Source organism: Amycolatopsis speibonae (assembly GCF_042647925.1).
Classification (GTDB): Bacteria; Actinomycetota; Actinomycetes; order Mycobacteriales; family Pseudonocardiaceae; genus Amycolatopsis; species Amycolatopsis speibonae.
This window is the reverse complement of record NZ_JBHRWK010000021.1, coordinates 68,687-82,589: the sequence shown is the minus strand read 5'-3', so window position 1 is coordinate 82,589 and position 13,903 is coordinate 68,687. Positions and strand designations below refer to the sequence as shown.

The following is a 13,903-nucleotide window of genomic DNA, read 5'->3' as shown; positions in this document are numbered from 1 at the left end:
GTGCGAAACTCCCGTGACGCATTTCCCACTGACGAATGGCGGGCATTGTGAGCGTTTCCCGGCGAACCCTGCTGACCACCGCTGCCGGTGCCGCCGTCGCGGCGACGGCGATCACCCCGGCCGCCGGTGCGGCTACCGCGGCGGAGCAAGAAGCCGACGGGCTAAGGACTTTCCGCCGGACGGCCGACTACGCGGTGACCAAACTGCGAGCCGTCGCACCCGGCGTGACGACCTTTCCGGAGATCACCCGGTTCGAGAAATGGACCTATTCCGCCAAGGGCGGCTGGATCGGCGGTTTCTGGCCGGGCACCCTGTGGCTCGCCTCGCTCTACAGCGGCGACCCGCGATTCCGGACCCTCGCGGCGGCGTCCGCGGAAAAGCTAGCGCCACGCCAGTACGAGACGAGCGATCACGACCTCGGATTCCTGTTCTACCCGTCCTGGGTGACCGGCTGGCGGCTCACCGGCGACGAGAAATGGCGCACCGGCGCGCTCAACGCCGCCGCGTCGCTCATTCAGCGATACAACGAAAAAGGGAAGTTCATCCGGGCGTGGGGCGCGCTCGGCACCCCAGGCAACGCCGGCCGGGTCATCGTCGACACGATGATGAACCTCGACCTGCTGACCTTCGCGAGCGAACAGACCGGCGACCGGAAGTACCTCGACATCGCCGTCTCGCACGCGAAGACCACCGAACGGGTCTTCGTGCGCCCGGACGGTTCGACTCCGCACGTCTTCGACTTCGACCCGGCCACGGGCGCCGAGATCGGCCCGAACTCCGTGCAGGGCTACAGCCCGACGTCATGCTGGTCACGCGGTCAGGCCTGGGCGATCTACGGGTTCACCACGATGTACCGGCGCTCCGGCGACCCGCTGTTCCTGCGGACCGCGCAACGCCTGGCCGACTTCGCGCTCCACGCCCTGACCCCGGACAACGTCCCGGTGTGGGACTACCTCGCGCCGCAGGCCCCGCACGACATCAAGGACTCCTCCGCCGGCGCCGTGATGGCGTGCGGGCTGCTCGACCTGGCGAAGGTCGCGAACCGGCCGCAGTACCGCGAGGCGGCGATCCGGATCCTCACCGCGCTGTGCGGCACCTGCCTGACCACGAAGTCCACCCGCGCCGAGGCGATCGTGGCGCGGGGTACGCGCAACCGTCCGGCCGAGGACGGTGTCGAGGTTTCGTTGCCCTACGGCGACTACTACCTGCTCGAAGGCCTCCTGCGGGTGCTGATGCCCAAGGAGATCGAGAAGGCTATCGACCTCTCGACCGTCTGACGCCCCTTGCCCTCTACCGACCGGATTCCAGCCGCGGTCGAGCGCAGGTCCGGTCCGTGAAGGCCTCCTTGCCTACCCTGAAGGTAGGGAAGGAGGCCTTCACGGACCTCAGGCGACTCGTGAGACCCGACCGGACGCCTCAGTGCGCATGACCCTCGTGGCCACCGTGGTGCGCGTGGACTTTCGCGTGACCCAGCCCGCGCCCGATCATCCACTTGTTCACCGGCACCGTCAGCACGAACGCGACGGCCAGCGAGAACGCCAGCGCACCCCAGAACAGCAGGCTTCCGAGCCCGGCGTCCATGGCGCCCGGCACCACCACCATGACCCCGTTGTCGACGATCTCCATGACCGCGATCGACACGGTGTCGGCGGCCAGCGCCACCTTGAGCGCGGCGCCGAACGCGAGGCCCGACTTCAGCACGCCGCGCATGGTCAGCGCGTAACCGAAGACGAAGGCGAGCGCGACCGAGAGAACGATCGTCCCCGCGTTGTGCAGGCCGAGCGCCGTGCCGATCACCATGCCGAGGACCTCACCGATCGCACAGCCGGTGAGGCAGTGCAGGGTCGCCGACGCCGCCATAGACCAGCTTGCTCCGTACCGTGTCTCGTTCATGCGGGGAATATACCCCCCACCCGTATATACCGCACGGTGATCCGCGCCTCCCGATCGCTCACCGTCACCTCGGTAGGGCGAGGCGGTAATCGTCCCAGGTCGATGAACTCACTTCCGTAACCCTTTGCGCTCATCCGGTTGACCGGGGTAACCGAAGACCTTAGTTTCGCCGGAGGTCTCCACCGCGCGCAGACCGATCGGCTGGTTTCAGATGATTCCGTGACTATGGGGTGGAGATGCGAGGCCCGACGAAGACGCTCGTTGTGGCCACTGTGCTCGTTTTGGGCATGGTGTTCGGGCTGACCGGCTGCGACGGTCAAGCGCCGGCGGGAATGGCGGCCAAGCCGATCCGGATCGCGTTCGTGCCGAAGGTCGCGGGCATCCCGTACTTCGAGGCGATGAGCACCGGCGGACAAGCCGCGGCCAAGCAGCTCGGTGTCGAATGGACCTCGACCGGTCCGACCACGGTGGACCCCGCGGCGCAGGTCTCGATCGTGCGTGGCCTCGTCGACCAGCAGGTGGACGTCATCGCGATCGCCCCGAACGATCCGAGGGCGATAGCGCCGGCGATCACCGAAGCGCGGGCCAAGGGCGTCCATGTGATCACTTCGGACACCGACGCGCCGGGCACCGATCGCGAGCTCTTCGTCAACCAGGCGACCTCGGACGGCATCGGCAAGGCACTCACCGACGCCCTGATGAAGAAGATGGGCGGCGCGGGGAAGTACGCGATCGTCTCCTGCGGCGAGACCGCCGAGAACCTCAACGCGTGGATCGCCGTTCAGCGTGCCTATACCACCAGGGAGTATCCCAACGCGCAGCTCGTCGAGACGGTCTACGCCGGCGAGAACAAGGAGAACGCCACCACTCTCGCCAAGAACCTGATGACCAAGTACCCGGATCTCACGGGCCTGGTCGGCGAGTGCACGACGTCCGCGCCCGGGGTCGCCGAGGCGGTCCGCTCGCAGCAGAAGATCGGCCGCGTCTTCACCGTCGGCGTCGGGACCCCGCAGGCGATCAAGCCGTACCTGCTGGACGGTTCCGCGTCGCTTTCGGTGCTGTGGAACGTCGAATCGCTCGGCTACCTCACCGCCTGGGCGGGCAAGCAGATCGCCCAGGGCAAGCGGCTCGCGCCGTCGAACAAGGTCAACCTCGAACTCCCGGCGATCAAGTACGAGGAAGACAAGAAGACCGTGCTGCTGGGCGATCCGCTGCTGATCACGCGCGAGAACGTGGACCAGTTCAAGTACTGACTCACCGGGACCGCCGGACGGCGCCCGCCGCCGCTCCCCCGCCGAGGATCAGGACCAGCGCGGTCAGCCCCCACCGCCGCTTCTCCTTCGTACGCGCGTGCGAGTCGGTCTTCGCCGCAGCCTTCCGTTCGAGGGGCGCGGCCGCACGGGACGGCTTCGGCGCGGGAACGGGCGGCGGCGGGATCACCTTGGGCGCGGGTGTGGGCGTCGGACTCGGCGAAGGCGTCGGAGTCGGACTAGGACTCGGCGACGGGCTCGGGGCCGGGCTGGGCGACGGCGACGGCGTCGGAGTAGGAGTCGGGCCGGGCGTCGGAGCAGGAGTCGGTTCCGGCGTGGGAGAAGGCGTGGGGTTCGGGCTGGGCGTGGGTGACGGCGTGGGAGTGGGCGTCGGCTTGGGCGGCTCCGGTTTCGGCGGCTCGGGCGCGGTGAGGCAGCCCGCGGCGTCCGAACCCGCCAACGGCGGACCCGAACGCACCTCGGTCACCTGCCCGCCGCGGTCCAGGCGGTACAGCACGCTGCGCCCGCCGATCCGGTTCGCCGTGGCGTACAGGGCGCCGTCGCGGCCGAGCACGACGGAACCGTAGACGTCGGCGGGCGGGAACCGGGCGTCTTCGGCCTCGCGCACCTTGCCGGACGCCGGATCGATGGTGATCACGGCGCCTTTTCCGCGCCAGGTGGTGGAAACGCCGTAGAGCAGTCCGTTGTGGTAGGCGAAGTCGTTGACGTCGTGGGCGAGCGTGATCGGCCGCAGGAACACCGTCCTGATCACCCGCAGGTACCGCTCCCCCGGCGTCAAGTCCACTGTGTACAGCGTGCCGTTCCTGAGCAGGTACCAGGAGTTCCCGCCGATCGCGCCCGCGGTCACCCCCGCGACGGGACTCCACACCGGCAGCCGGTTCCCGGCGCGCGTGATCGGGCCGAGGTCCTGGGTGCTCCCGTCACGGTCGATCGTCACCGCGTGCGCGCCCCGGCTGAGTCCTTCGGCGACACCGAAGACCAGGTCCCGTGTCGCGGAGTAGCCGAGCGCGTTGAGCCGGTACCCCGGATCGGTCACTCTCGACGTGGTCCCCGAACCGACGTCGAGCCAGCGCAGCTTCGACTTCCCGGACGACCCGGTTTCCGCCTGTACCACCAGGCAGGATTCGGCGGCCCGCGCGGCCATCGGGGCCAGCAGCGCCGACGCGCCGACCAGCCCGGCGACGGCCGCCGTCGCCGCCGCCCGCGTCACTCCGTCCACAGTGCCCACCGGCTCAAGCGAGCCTCGCCAGCGCGGAGGTGAACGCGTCGGGCGGGATCCGCACCCCGCCGCCGAACGGGTTCTGCAGCTGGTAGATCGCGAACAGCAGCAGCGTGACCGTCCCGGCCAGCGTGGACACGATGACCAGGTGCGCGGCCAGCCGGGTGCCGCCGAACAGGTTGGGCAGCAGTACCGAGATCAGGCTGCCGAGGATGAGCGCGAACCAGACCACGCCGCCGACCCGGCCGCCCTCGACCGCGTTCAGCCGAGCCTGCCGGGCCTCGTAGACCTGCCACAGCTGGGTGGACGCCTCGGCCTTGCGCTCGCGGATCCAGTCGTCGTCCGACGGGGCCTTGTCGACGGCCTTGCGCAACTGGTCCAGCTGCGTCCAGCCGAGGTCGGGGACCGCGGCCCCGCCACCCGCCATCTGCGGCCACTCCTTCTTTTCGACCGTGGAGATGTACTCCGCGCTCAGCTTCCGGACCTCGTCCTTGACCTCGGTGCCCAGCGAATCGGCGGCCCAGACGGCGGCGACCAGGCTGTCCGCCTCGTGGTAGGAGCCGTCCCGTGCCGCGCTCGCGGAGTCGAAGAGGGAGATCAGGATGAACGCGACCAGGACGGCGTGCAGCCCGCCGACGATGGTGAACACCTGGCCGGCGGCGTCATTGTTGTCGGGCCGCCCTTCGTCCCAGCCGAACTTGCGGACGAGGTAGCCGACGAATCCCGCGAGGGCCGCCGCGCCGACGACCCAGGCGATGCCGGTCAGGTAAATACCCATTCGACTCCTTCCCTGCGATGACTGCTGAAACTAGTTCACACTTCGGCACGCGGAAAAGACCGGTTGAATCAATTCATACAAGCGGCGGATGAGCGCCAGTCGATCATCACCGGCTCGGCCCAATTTCTCATAGGGCGAAACGAATTCCGATACGCGCCGGAAAGGCGCGTCACCAGTCGGAGAGCACGGCTTCACGACCGAGTGAGTATCCACCACGAGAAGTCACCAACGTGGCCATATACCGACATTTCGAGCAGCCTCGTAGCCCGAACGGCCGCCGGGAGCGACGCGAGCGGCCCAGTCGGCAAACAGGTGAACCTCCCCGGAGACCCGATCGAGTTGTTTGTCAGGGCATTACCGCTTGCTATGTTGACTTTGCGCCTGCCCCTTCGAATGGGTATCCGCGAATTGTGCGAACAGCAGTTCACCAGGGCGGAATACCCGCCATGACGATGGGCGGATTTCTCAGTGACTGTCACTTCCACCACCACCGGCGCCGAGGTCCGGGTGATCCCGCCGGAACTGGGCGAACTCCCGCCGCTGCGGGGTTTCGGCGACGAAGAGGTGCTCGCCGGCCGGTTGGTCCCACGTGAACTGTCCCCCGGCGACACCCTGACGGAGTTCGGTCACCGGGCCGACCGGATTTTCCTGATCGCGCACGGAAAGATCGGCGTCGGCGTGTACGGGGACGAGACCGCCCTCGGGGTCCTCGCCGAACTCGGGCACGAAGGCTGAAAGGGGAGTCCGTTGACGACCATCGACATCCGCACCGGTGCCCGGCCCGCGGGCGAAGTCCTGACCTGGAGCCGGAATCTGCTCGATCCGGCGCTGCGCGAGGCCGTCGACGGACTGCCCGAGTCGATGCGGCTCATCGCCGGCTATCACTTCGGCTGGTGGGACGAACACGGCCGTCCGTCCGCTTCGGACGGCGGGAAGGCGCTGCGGCCGGCGCTCGCGCTGTTGTCCGCTCAGGCCGTCGGCGGTGACGCCGAAGTCGCCGTCCCGGTGGGTGTCGCCCTCGAGATGGTGCACAACTTCTCCCTGCTGCACGACGACGTGATGGACCGCGACACCACCCGGCGGCACCGCCCGACGGCTTGGACCGTCTTCGGCACGGGCGCCGCGATCCTCGCCGGGGACGCCCTGCTGTGCGGGGCCTTCGAGATCTTGGCCCCGTTCGGGCAGACCGCGCTGCGGGTGCTGAGCACCGCTGTGATCGACCTGCTGGAGGGGCAGAGCGCGGACCTGAAGTTCGAAGAACGCGGTGACGTCGACACCGCCGAATGCGTACGCATGGCCGAGGGGAAGACCGGCGCGTTGCTCGGGGCGTCCTGCACGCTCGGCGCGCTCGCCGGGGAAGGGAGGCAGGATCAGGTCGACCGGCTGACCGAGTACGGGAGGGCACTCGGGCTGGCGTTCCAGCACATCGACGATCTCCTCGGGATCTGGGGCGATCCGGAGGTGACCGGGAAGCCGGTCCACTCGGATCTCTCCAACCGGAAGAAGTCCCTGCCGGTGGTGGCCGCGCTCCACTCCGGGACCGAAGCCGGGCGAGAGCTGGATGTCTTGTACCGCAAGGAAAGCCTCGACGCCGCGGAGTTGCCCCACGCGGCGGAGCTGGTGGAACGGGCGGGCGGCCGGACTTGGAGCCAGGAGCAGGCCGACGCGCTCCTGACCGGCGCGCTGCACCATCTCGCCGTTTCGAACCCGGTGCCCCGCCCAGGCGCCGAGCTCGCGGCCCTCGCGAAACTGGTGGTGCGGCGACGATATTGAAGACGGGTGCGGAAAGGCAGGGGTGGGCCGAGGAGTTCAATGCCCGGCCCACCCACTGTCAGAGCGAAGGGGTCAGCGCCCGGGGCGGGTCAGCCCCTGCTCACCGGCACCCCGGCCGAGAACGACCTCGTCGGTGGCCTTGAGCGCTTCCGCGCCGGCGTCCCCGCCCTTCCCGGCGGTCAGATCGAGCAGCCGGATCGGCGGGCCGAGCTGGACCAGGGTCGGGACGTACTCGGCCTTGTCGACCTTCCAGCGTTCGCCGTCACGCACGAACCGGAACCGCGCGGCCGCGCCCTGTTCGGTCGAGCCCTTCGGTTCCGAATGCCGGGCGACGCTGTTGCCGAGGCCGTAGGCGACCCACTTGCCGTTGATCTGCTCGAAGGGCTGCACGACGTGCGCGTGGTGGCCGATGATCAGGTCGATCGAGTCGTCCCCGAGGAGCTTCTTCGCCAGTGAGCGCTGTTCGGCGGTCGCGTCGTGCTGGTACTCGGTGCCCCAGTGCAGGCTGGCGACGACGACCTGCGCGCCCGCCTTCCGCGCGGCCTTGGCCTGGGCGATCACGTCTTCGGCGTCGATCTGGTTGACCAGCCAGGGTTTCCCCGATGGCACCTTGATCCCGTTGAACCCGTAGGCGAAGGAGATCTGGGCGACCTTGACGCCCTTGACGTCGACGATCAGCGGCTTCTTCGCCTCTTCGGCGGACCGTGCCGAGCCGGTGTGCTTGATCCCCGCCTCGTCGAGTTTGTCGAGTGTCCGCGTCGCGCCGTCCACGCCCTGGTCGATCGTGTGGTTGGACGCCGTCGAGCAGTTGTCGTACCCGGTGTCCTTGAGCGCGTCGACGATCTCGGGCGGAGCACTGAACGACGGGTACCCGCTGTACGGCCCGCCCTTCGGCGCGAGCGGGGTCTCGAGGTGACAGATGCCGAGGTCCGCGCCGGAGATCAGCGGTTTGATCCCGGCCAGCAGCGGCCGGTAGTCGATCTCGCCCTTGCCGTCTTCCTTGGCCTGGTCGGTCAGCGCGGGGTGGATCAGCACGTCCCCGGTCGCGACCACGGTGAACGATCCGTCCGGCGCCTGGCTCGCCTGTGATTGTGACCGCGGCGCCTCGGACGCGGCGGGAGGCTGCTGCTGCTCGGGGGCGGCGCTGCACGCGGCGAGCAGCAGGGCGGCGCCGAAGAGGGCGGCGGTTCTTCGAGCACTGGACTGACGGACGCTGGTCTTGCGGGCGCGGGAGCTGAACATCGGTTCCCTCGATCGGGTGACTTGTCTTGTTCATCCTGCCTTACGCCCATCGGGGATGACACTCAACCAAAGTCAACAAGATCGATCGGACAAACTTCGGACAAGTTCACCAGGATCGCTCGTCGGCCAACCAGGCCCCGACAGGCGATTAGTACGACCACAGCCGTCCGCCGTGACTCAATCGCGCCTTGACGTCACCCGTAAGAGTGTTTAGTAATACGAGTCACACTCTTCCGCTTCGTCCTGGGAGCATTCGATGTCCACAGCTTCGCACAGGTACCTGCCCTGGTGCATTGTTGGTTCTTGTTTGATTGCCGGTGTCGTGTTGACCGGCTGCTCGTCCGGAAAAGAAACCGCCGCGCCCCAGCAGCAGGCTCCCGCGAGCGGCAAGGCAACCCTCTTCTACCTGCAGAAACAGGGTGATCAGCAGTACTTCGTCGAGCAGGCGCAGGGCGCGCAGGAGAAGGCGAAGGAACTGGGCGTCGAACTCAAGGTCGTCAACCTCGGGCAGGACGCCAACAAGGCGATCACCGAACTCGACGCCGCGCTCGCCCAGGGCGCCAACGGCATCGCGATCGTCGTCCCGGACCAGGCCATCGGCCCGCAGGTGCTCGACAAGGCCAAGAGTGCGGGCATCCCGATCCTCGCCTCCGACGACGTGATCAAGGACGGCGGCGGGACGAAGTCGCCGTTCGTCGGCTTCAACGGCTCCCAGATGGGCGATTCGGTCGGCAAGGAAGCCGCGAAGCTGTTCAAGGCGGCGGGCTGGACCGCGGCCGACACCAAGATCATCAGTGCCTACAAGCAGGACCTGACCGTGTGCTCGGACCGCGTCTCGGCGGCGAAGGCCGCGTTCGACAAGACTCTGTCTGATCAAAACAGCGGAGCTCCGGTCCCGGTGATCGAGGTCGGCACCGACAACACCCCGGTGGACGCGCAGAACCGCACCGGCGCGGTGATCGGCTCGAACCCGGGCGTCAAGCACTGGGTGGTCTGGGGCTGCAACGACGAGAACGAGACCGGCGCCGTGACCGCGCTGGCGAACTCGGGCGTCCCCGCGAACGACATCATCGGCGTCGGCCTCGGCGCGTACCTGACCTGCAAGGACTGGGCCGCGGGCAAGGACACCGGCAACAAGTCGGCGCTGTTCATCTCCGGCGCCGAGGTCGGCCGCACCGCGATCGGACTGCTCGTGGACAAGGTGAAGAACTCCAAGGAGCTGCCCCCGGAGACGATCGCGAAGACCCAGATCGTCACCAAGGACAACTACAAGCAGGCCGGCGTCAACTGCATCTGATCCCGCGTGGAGGCGTTTCCATGGCCACATCCGAACCCGCGGCGGTGCTGACCGCCGAAGGGATCAGCAAACGGTTCTCCGGGGTGACGGCGCTCGACGGCGTCACCCTGGACTTCCGGCCCGGCGAGGTCCTCGCGCTGATGGGCGAGAACGGCGCCGGCAAGTCCACCTTGCTGCGGGTGCTGTCCGGTGACCACGGTCCCGATGACGGCCGGCTGCTTCTCGGCGGCGATCCCGTGACGTTCGACAGCCCGCGGGCCGCGATGGCCGCCGGGGTCCGGGTGATCTACCAGGAGCCGGAGATCATCCCGCACGTTTCGGTGGCGGAGAACGTCTTCGTCGGCGAACTGCCCGCGCGGGGGCGGCTGGTCAACCGGCGGACCCTGCACCGGATGACGGTGGAGGCGTTGCGGGAGTACGGGTTCGAGGGCGTGCTGCAGCCCTCGACGCTCGGGAGCAAGCTGTCCGCCGCGCAACGGCAGCTGGTCGAGATCCTGCGGGTGCTCACCGCCGCGACACCGCCGAAGGTGATCGCGTTCGACGAGCCGACGTCGTCGCTGTCCGAGCACGAGGTCGACGCGTTGTTCGCGCTGATCCGGCGGCTGCGCGACAGCGGGGTGGCGGTCGTCTACGTCTCCCATCGGATGAAGGAGATCTTCCAGCTCGCGGACCGCGTGGCGGTGCTGCGCGACGGCAAGCTGATCGGCGTGGAGGACGCGGCGGCCACCGACGAAGGCCGGCTGGTGCGCATGATGATCGGCCGCGATCTGTCCACTTTGGAGCGCCGGACCGCGCAGGAGACCGGCCGGGTCGTGCTGCGGCTCGACCGGGTCACCACCGACGACGTCACGGACATCTCCCTGCGGGTCCGCGCCGGGGAGGTCGTCTGCCTCGCCGGGCTGGTCGGCGCCGGGCGTTCGGAACTCGCGCACGCCATCGTCGGCGACCTGCCGGTGCGCTCGGGAACCGTGGAACTGGACGGGAAACCGTTGCGTGCCCGCACTCCCGGCGACGCGGTCAAGGCGGGGATCGGGTTCGCGCCGGAGGAGCGCAAGACCGACGCGTTGCTGATGCAGCGATCCGTGCGGGACAACGTCTCCATCGCGGTATTGGACCGCCTGCGCCGGTTCCGGGTGGTGCGGCGGGCCAAAGAACGTGAACTCGTCGACGAATACGTGCGCGAACTGCGGGTGCGGACGCCGTCGATGGAGCAGGAGGTCCGCAAGCTCTCCGGCGGCAACCAGCAGAAGACCGTGCTGGCCCGCTGGCTCGCCCGGCGGCCGAAACTGCTGATCCTCGACGAGCCGACGCGCGGTGTCGACGTCGGCGCGAAGGCCGAGATCTACCGGATCATCGACGGCCTCGCCGCCGAAGGCATCGCGCTGCTGGTGATCTCGTCCGATCTGCCCGAGGTGCTGAGCCTCGCCGACCGGATCGTCGTCCTGCGCGCGGGCCGGATCGCCGGGGAACTCGGCCGCGACGACGCGACCGAGGAAGCCGTGCTGACCCTGGCCATCCCCGCCACCGAACCCGCCGCCGAAGAAGACCAGGAGATCGCCTCGTGAGCACCCCCACGCGCACCGGATCCGAAGAACGGGCCGACTCCGCCGCCGCGGAGACCGAGCGGGTCTCCCCCGCCCGGCGGGTGCTGACCGCGATCGGCGTGCAGAACTCGAGCCTGCTGCTCACCCTGATCGCGCTGGTGATCCTGATGAGCTCGCTGAACGAGAACTTCCTCCTCACCAACAACCTGCTGCTGATCGGCAGCGCGATCACCATCATGGGCCTGCTGTCGCTCGTGCAGACCCTGGTGATCATCCTCGGCGCGCTGGACATCTCGGTCGGCTCGATGGCCGGGCTCGCGTCGGTGGTGTCGGCGATGGTGTTCACCTCGACCGGGAGTTCGGCGGTCGGGACGCTGGCCGCGATCGGCGTCGGCGTGGTGTGCGGCCTGGTCAACGGCATGATCATCATCTTCGGCCGGGTCAACCCGGTGGTCGCGACGCTGGCGATGCTGGCGACGTACAAGGGTATCGCGCAGGTGATCTCGGACGGCAAGGCGCAGGGCTACACCGGCGCCGACGACCTGTTCATCTTCCTGGCGAAGGGATCCATCGCCGGGCTGCCGACGCTGGTGTGGGTGTTCCTGGCCGTCGCGGCGGTACTGCACTTCCTGTTGCGCTACACCGACATCGGCCGCAACATCTACGCGATCGGCGGCAACGACACCGCCGCCCGGCTGGCCGGGATCAACATCAACCGCTACATCATCGGTGTGTATGCCCTGGTCGGGGTGGTCGCGGCGATCGCGGGACTGCTGATCACCGCGCGCACCGGGTCCGGGCAGCCGACGTCCGGCTCCGAAGGGCTCGAACTGCTGGCCGTCACCGGCGCCGCGCTCGGCGGCACGATGCTCAAGGGCGGCAAGGGATCCATCATCAGCACCGTGCTGGCGGTGATCATCCTGGGCGTGCTCAACAACGGGATGTCCGGGCTCGGCGTCAACCCCTTCTGGCAGAACATGGCCACCGGGACACTGCTCGTCGTCGCCGTCGTGCTCCAGCAGGTCCGCGGCGGGGAACGTCGGGTCGGCCTGCCCGTATGACCCGACATGCCCGGATCGTCGACGAACTGGGCAGGCTGATCGTCGCCGGTGTCTTCGGGGCCGGGCAGCCGATCGTGCCGGAAGACCTCGGGCGCCGGTTCTCCGCGTCGCGCACGATGGTGCGGGAAGCGTTGCGGGTACTGGAATCCAAGGGCATGGTGACGGCGCGGCCGCGGGTCGGTACCTGGACGCGGCCGCCGGAACACTGGGACGCGATCGATCCGGACGTCATCGCCTGGCGGGTCGCCGGACCCGATCGCTCACGGCATCTGGCGGAACTGTTCGAACTGCGGCTGGCGATCGAACCGCAGGCGGCGAGAATGGCCGCGTGGCACCGTCGCCCGGACGAACTCGGGGTCCTCGTCGCGGCGTACGGGCTGATGGCCGACGCTCCCGATCTTCGGGCGTTCCGGGAGGCCGACAGGGCTTACCACGCGGCCCTGCTTCGCGCGTCCGGCAACCCTTTGATCGCGCAACTGCACGTTCCGGTCGTCGCGGCGCTCGAAGAGGTTCCCGGCGACGACGTGCTCGCGGCCCATGCGCTCGTGGTGGCGACGGTGCTCGGAAAGGACGCGGACGGCGCGGAGTCCGCGTCGCGCCGGTTGCTGGAAACCGTTGTGCCGTACCGCTCACCGGCATCTTGACACCCTGAGTGGTACACACCATTCTCGATTCCGGGTTTCCGGGCACGGAGGCTCACCGCCGCCGCGAAGTGCTTGAGGAGGACGCTTCATGCGTTTCCCCGGAATTCGCCGGGTCACGGTGCTCGCCGCGACGACACTCGGCGCGGCGGCACTCGGCGCGAGTCTGGTGGCCGTGCCTTCGGCTGTCGCCGCCGAACAGTGCTCCGTGGCGAAGTCGATGATCGCGGCGGGCGACTACTGGGTCGCAAACGGGACGGACCTCGCGGCGAACTCGTGGCAGAACGGCACCTTCCACGTCGGGAACCTCGCGCTCGTGCGGACGACGGGCGTCTCGAACCACAAGACACTTCCATGGGCGCAAGACAACAAGTACCTGCTGCGAAGCGATCCGGCGCGGCCGTTCTTCCCCGATTTCCAGGCCGCCGGCGAGGCGTACCTGGATCTGTACTCCTTCCATCCCGACGCGCCGGTGATCGCCGACGTCCGCAAGCGGGTCGCCGACGAGGTCGCCAGCGTGGAGCAGGGGCATACGGCGTACTGGAACTATGTCGACGCGCTGAACATGGCGATGCCCTCGCTGGCGCGGATCGGCGTGATGGACGGCAGCGAGCCGACCCTGTCCGCGATGCAGAAACTGTTCCGCTCGGCGGAAAAGAAGCTGTTCGACGACGGTCTGGGGCTCTGGCGCCGTGACGCGGGCAGCGACGCCTACTGGTCGCGCGGCAACGGCTGGGCGCTCGCCGCGCTGGCGAAGGTGTTGCAGGTTCTGCCTTCCGACGACCCGCGACGGCCGGAGTACACGCGGGTGTTCAAGAAGATGGCGAACACGCTGTGGTTCCTGCAGCGTCGGGACGGTTTCTGGAACACGGATCTGCTGCGGCCGTGGAACCACGGCGGGCCGGAAAGCAGCGGGACGGCGTTGGTCACGTTCGGGCTCGCGTGGGGCGTCAACGCCGGGATCCTCGACGCGGGCAAGTACCGGCGCACCGTCGATCGTGCCTGGGAGGCGTTGTCCACCAAGGCTCTGCGGGCGGACGGTTTCCTCGGGTACGTGCAGCCTGTCGCTTCCGGCCCCGGGCCCGCCCGTGCCGATGACACGGGCGCCTACGGCGTCGGCGCCTTCCTGATCGCGGGACAGCAAGTCGCCCGCCTCACCCCCGGCTGCTCCTGACGCGTTTCGT

12 protein-coding genes and 1 pseudogene are annotated in these 13,903 nt (G+C 68.6%); 9 read left to right on the top strand and 4 right to left on the bottom strand.

Annotated features, from left to right (window positions below; translation table 11 throughout):
- The first annotated feature begins 47 nt into the window (after positions 1 to 47).
- The gene (locus ACFOSH_RS15720) at positions 48 to 1,277 is read left to right on the top strand and encodes a glycoside hydrolase family 88 protein (protein WP_378239664.1); all 1,230 of its coding nucleotides are present in this window, start codon (positions 48 to 50) and stop codon (positions 1,275 to 1,277) included.
- Between the two features lie 139 nt (positions 1,278 to 1,416).
- Here ACFOSH_RS15720 and ACFOSH_RS15715 read toward each other — a convergent pair whose 3' ends face one another.
- Complete coding sequence (locus tag ACFOSH_RS15715; protein ID WP_378239663.1) at positions 1,417 to 1,860, bottom strand: DUF4396 domain-containing protein; 444 nt, start codon at positions 1,858 to 1,860, stop codon at positions 1,417 to 1,419.
- Between the two features lie 263 nt (positions 1,861 to 2,123).
- Between ACFOSH_RS15715 and ACFOSH_RS15710 the strand changes: the two genes are divergently transcribed.
- Positions 2,124 to 3,146 (top strand): autoinducer 2 ABC transporter substrate-binding protein, encoded by a 1,023-nt coding sequence (locus ACFOSH_RS15710; RefSeq protein ID WP_449224186.1) that lies wholly within the window; start codon positions 2,124 to 2,126, stop codon positions 3,144 to 3,146.
- A gap of 1 nt (position 3,147) precedes the next feature.
- Here the strand turns inward: ACFOSH_RS15710 and ACFOSH_RS15705 are convergent, their stop codons facing one another.
- Both ACFOSH_RS15705 and ACFOSH_RS15700 read right to left on the bottom strand, forming a co-directional pair.
- Positions 3,148 to 4,392, bottom strand: a complete 1,245-nt coding sequence (locus ACFOSH_RS15705; protein WP_378239614.1) for a DUF6923 family protein — start codon at positions 4,390 to 4,392, stop codon at positions 3,148 to 3,150.
- A 4-nt stretch (positions 4,393 to 4,396) separates the two neighbouring features.
- The gene (locus ACFOSH_RS15700) at positions 4,397 to 5,161 is read right to left on the bottom strand and encodes a bestrophin-like domain (protein WP_378239613.1); all 765 of its coding nucleotides are present in this window, start codon (positions 5,159 to 5,161) and stop codon (positions 4,397 to 4,399) included.
- Positions 5,162 to 5,635: 474 nt separating this feature from the next.
- Between ACFOSH_RS15700 and ACFOSH_RS15695 the strand changes: the two are divergent.
- Positions 5,636 to 5,878: pseudogene (locus ACFOSH_RS15695) on the top strand (Crp/Fnr family transcriptional regulator); the annotation flags it as partial.
- Positions 5,879 to 5,908: 30 nt separating this feature from the next.
- Positions 5,909 to 6,934 carry a family 2 encapsulin nanocompartment cargo protein polyprenyl transferase gene (locus ACFOSH_RS15690; RefSeq protein ID WP_378239612.1) on the top strand — a complete coding sequence of 342 codons (1,026 nt, stop codon included), beginning with the start codon at positions 5,909 to 5,911 and terminating at the stop codon, positions 6,932 to 6,934.
- A 72-nt stretch (positions 6,935 to 7,006) separates the two neighbouring features.
- Here ACFOSH_RS15690 and ACFOSH_RS15685 read toward each other — a convergent pair whose 3' ends face one another.
- A complete protein-coding gene (locus tag ACFOSH_RS15685; RefSeq protein ID WP_378239611.1) occupies positions 7,007 to 8,176 on the bottom strand; it encodes a CapA family protein in 1,170 nt (389 codons plus the stop codon).
- Positions 8,177 to 8,498: 322 nt separating this feature from the next.
- Here ACFOSH_RS15685 and ACFOSH_RS15680 point away from each other — a divergent pair, with 322 nt between their 5' ends.
- From ACFOSH_RS15680 to ACFOSH_RS15660, 5 genes are all read left to right on the top strand, one after another.
- Complete coding sequence (locus ACFOSH_RS15680; RefSeq protein ID WP_378239610.1) at positions 8,499 to 9,473, top strand: substrate-binding domain-containing protein; 975 nt, start codon at positions 8,499 to 8,501, stop codon at positions 9,471 to 9,473.
- Positions 9,474 to 9,493: 20 nt separating this feature from the next.
- Positions 9,494 to 11,038, top strand: coding sequence for a sugar ABC transporter ATP-binding protein (locus ACFOSH_RS15675; RefSeq protein ID WP_378239609.1), 1,545 nt, complete (start codon positions 9,494 to 9,496; stop codon positions 11,036 to 11,038).
- Complete coding sequence (locus ACFOSH_RS15670; RefSeq protein ID WP_378239608.1) at positions 11,035 to 12,078, top strand: ABC transporter permease; 1,044 nt, start codon at positions 11,035 to 11,037, stop codon at positions 12,076 to 12,078. Before ACFOSH_RS15675 ends, ACFOSH_RS15670 begins: the two co-directional genes overlap by 4 nt.
- Entirely contained in the window at positions 12,075 to 12,722 is a 648-nt protein-coding gene (locus tag ACFOSH_RS15665) for a FadR/GntR family transcriptional regulator (protein ID WP_378239606.1), read from the top strand. The genes ACFOSH_RS15670 and ACFOSH_RS15665 overlap by 4 nt, the downstream gene beginning before the upstream one ends.
- An 88-nt stretch (positions 12,723 to 12,810) precedes the next feature.
- Positions 12,811 to 13,893, top strand: coding sequence for a glycoside hydrolase family 88 protein (locus ACFOSH_RS15660; RefSeq protein WP_378239605.1), 1,083 nt, complete (start codon positions 12,811 to 12,813; stop codon positions 13,891 to 13,893).
- Positions 13,894 to 13,903 lie beyond the last annotated feature (10 nt).

What these genes read in the sequence shown, in the direction of transcription:
- ACFOSH_RS15665 (WP_378239606.1), top strand. Translation starts at nt 12,075, where the DNA reads ATGACCCGACATGCCCGGATCGTCGACGAACTGGGCAGGCTGATCGTC.
- ACFOSH_RS15685 (WP_378239611.1), bottom strand. Translation starts at nt 8,176, where the DNA reads ATGTTCAGCTCCCGCGCCCGCAAGACCAGCGTCCGTCAGTCCAGTGCT.
- ACFOSH_RS15700 (WP_378239613.1), bottom strand. Translation starts at nt 5,161, where the DNA reads ATGGGTATTTACCTGACCGGCATCGCCTGGGTCGTCGGCGCGGCGGCC.
- ACFOSH_RS15715 (WP_378239663.1), bottom strand. Translation starts at nt 1,860, where the DNA reads ATGGCGGCGTCGGCGACCCTGCACTGCCTCACCGGCTGTGCGATCGGT.
- ACFOSH_RS15660 (WP_378239605.1), top strand. Translation starts at nt 12,811, where the DNA reads ATGCGTTTCCCCGGAATTCGCCGGGTCACGGTGCTCGCCGCGACGACA.
- ACFOSH_RS15675 (WP_378239609.1), top strand. Translation starts at nt 9,494, where the DNA reads ATGGCCACATCCGAACCCGCGGCGGTGCTGACCGCCGAAGGGATCAGC.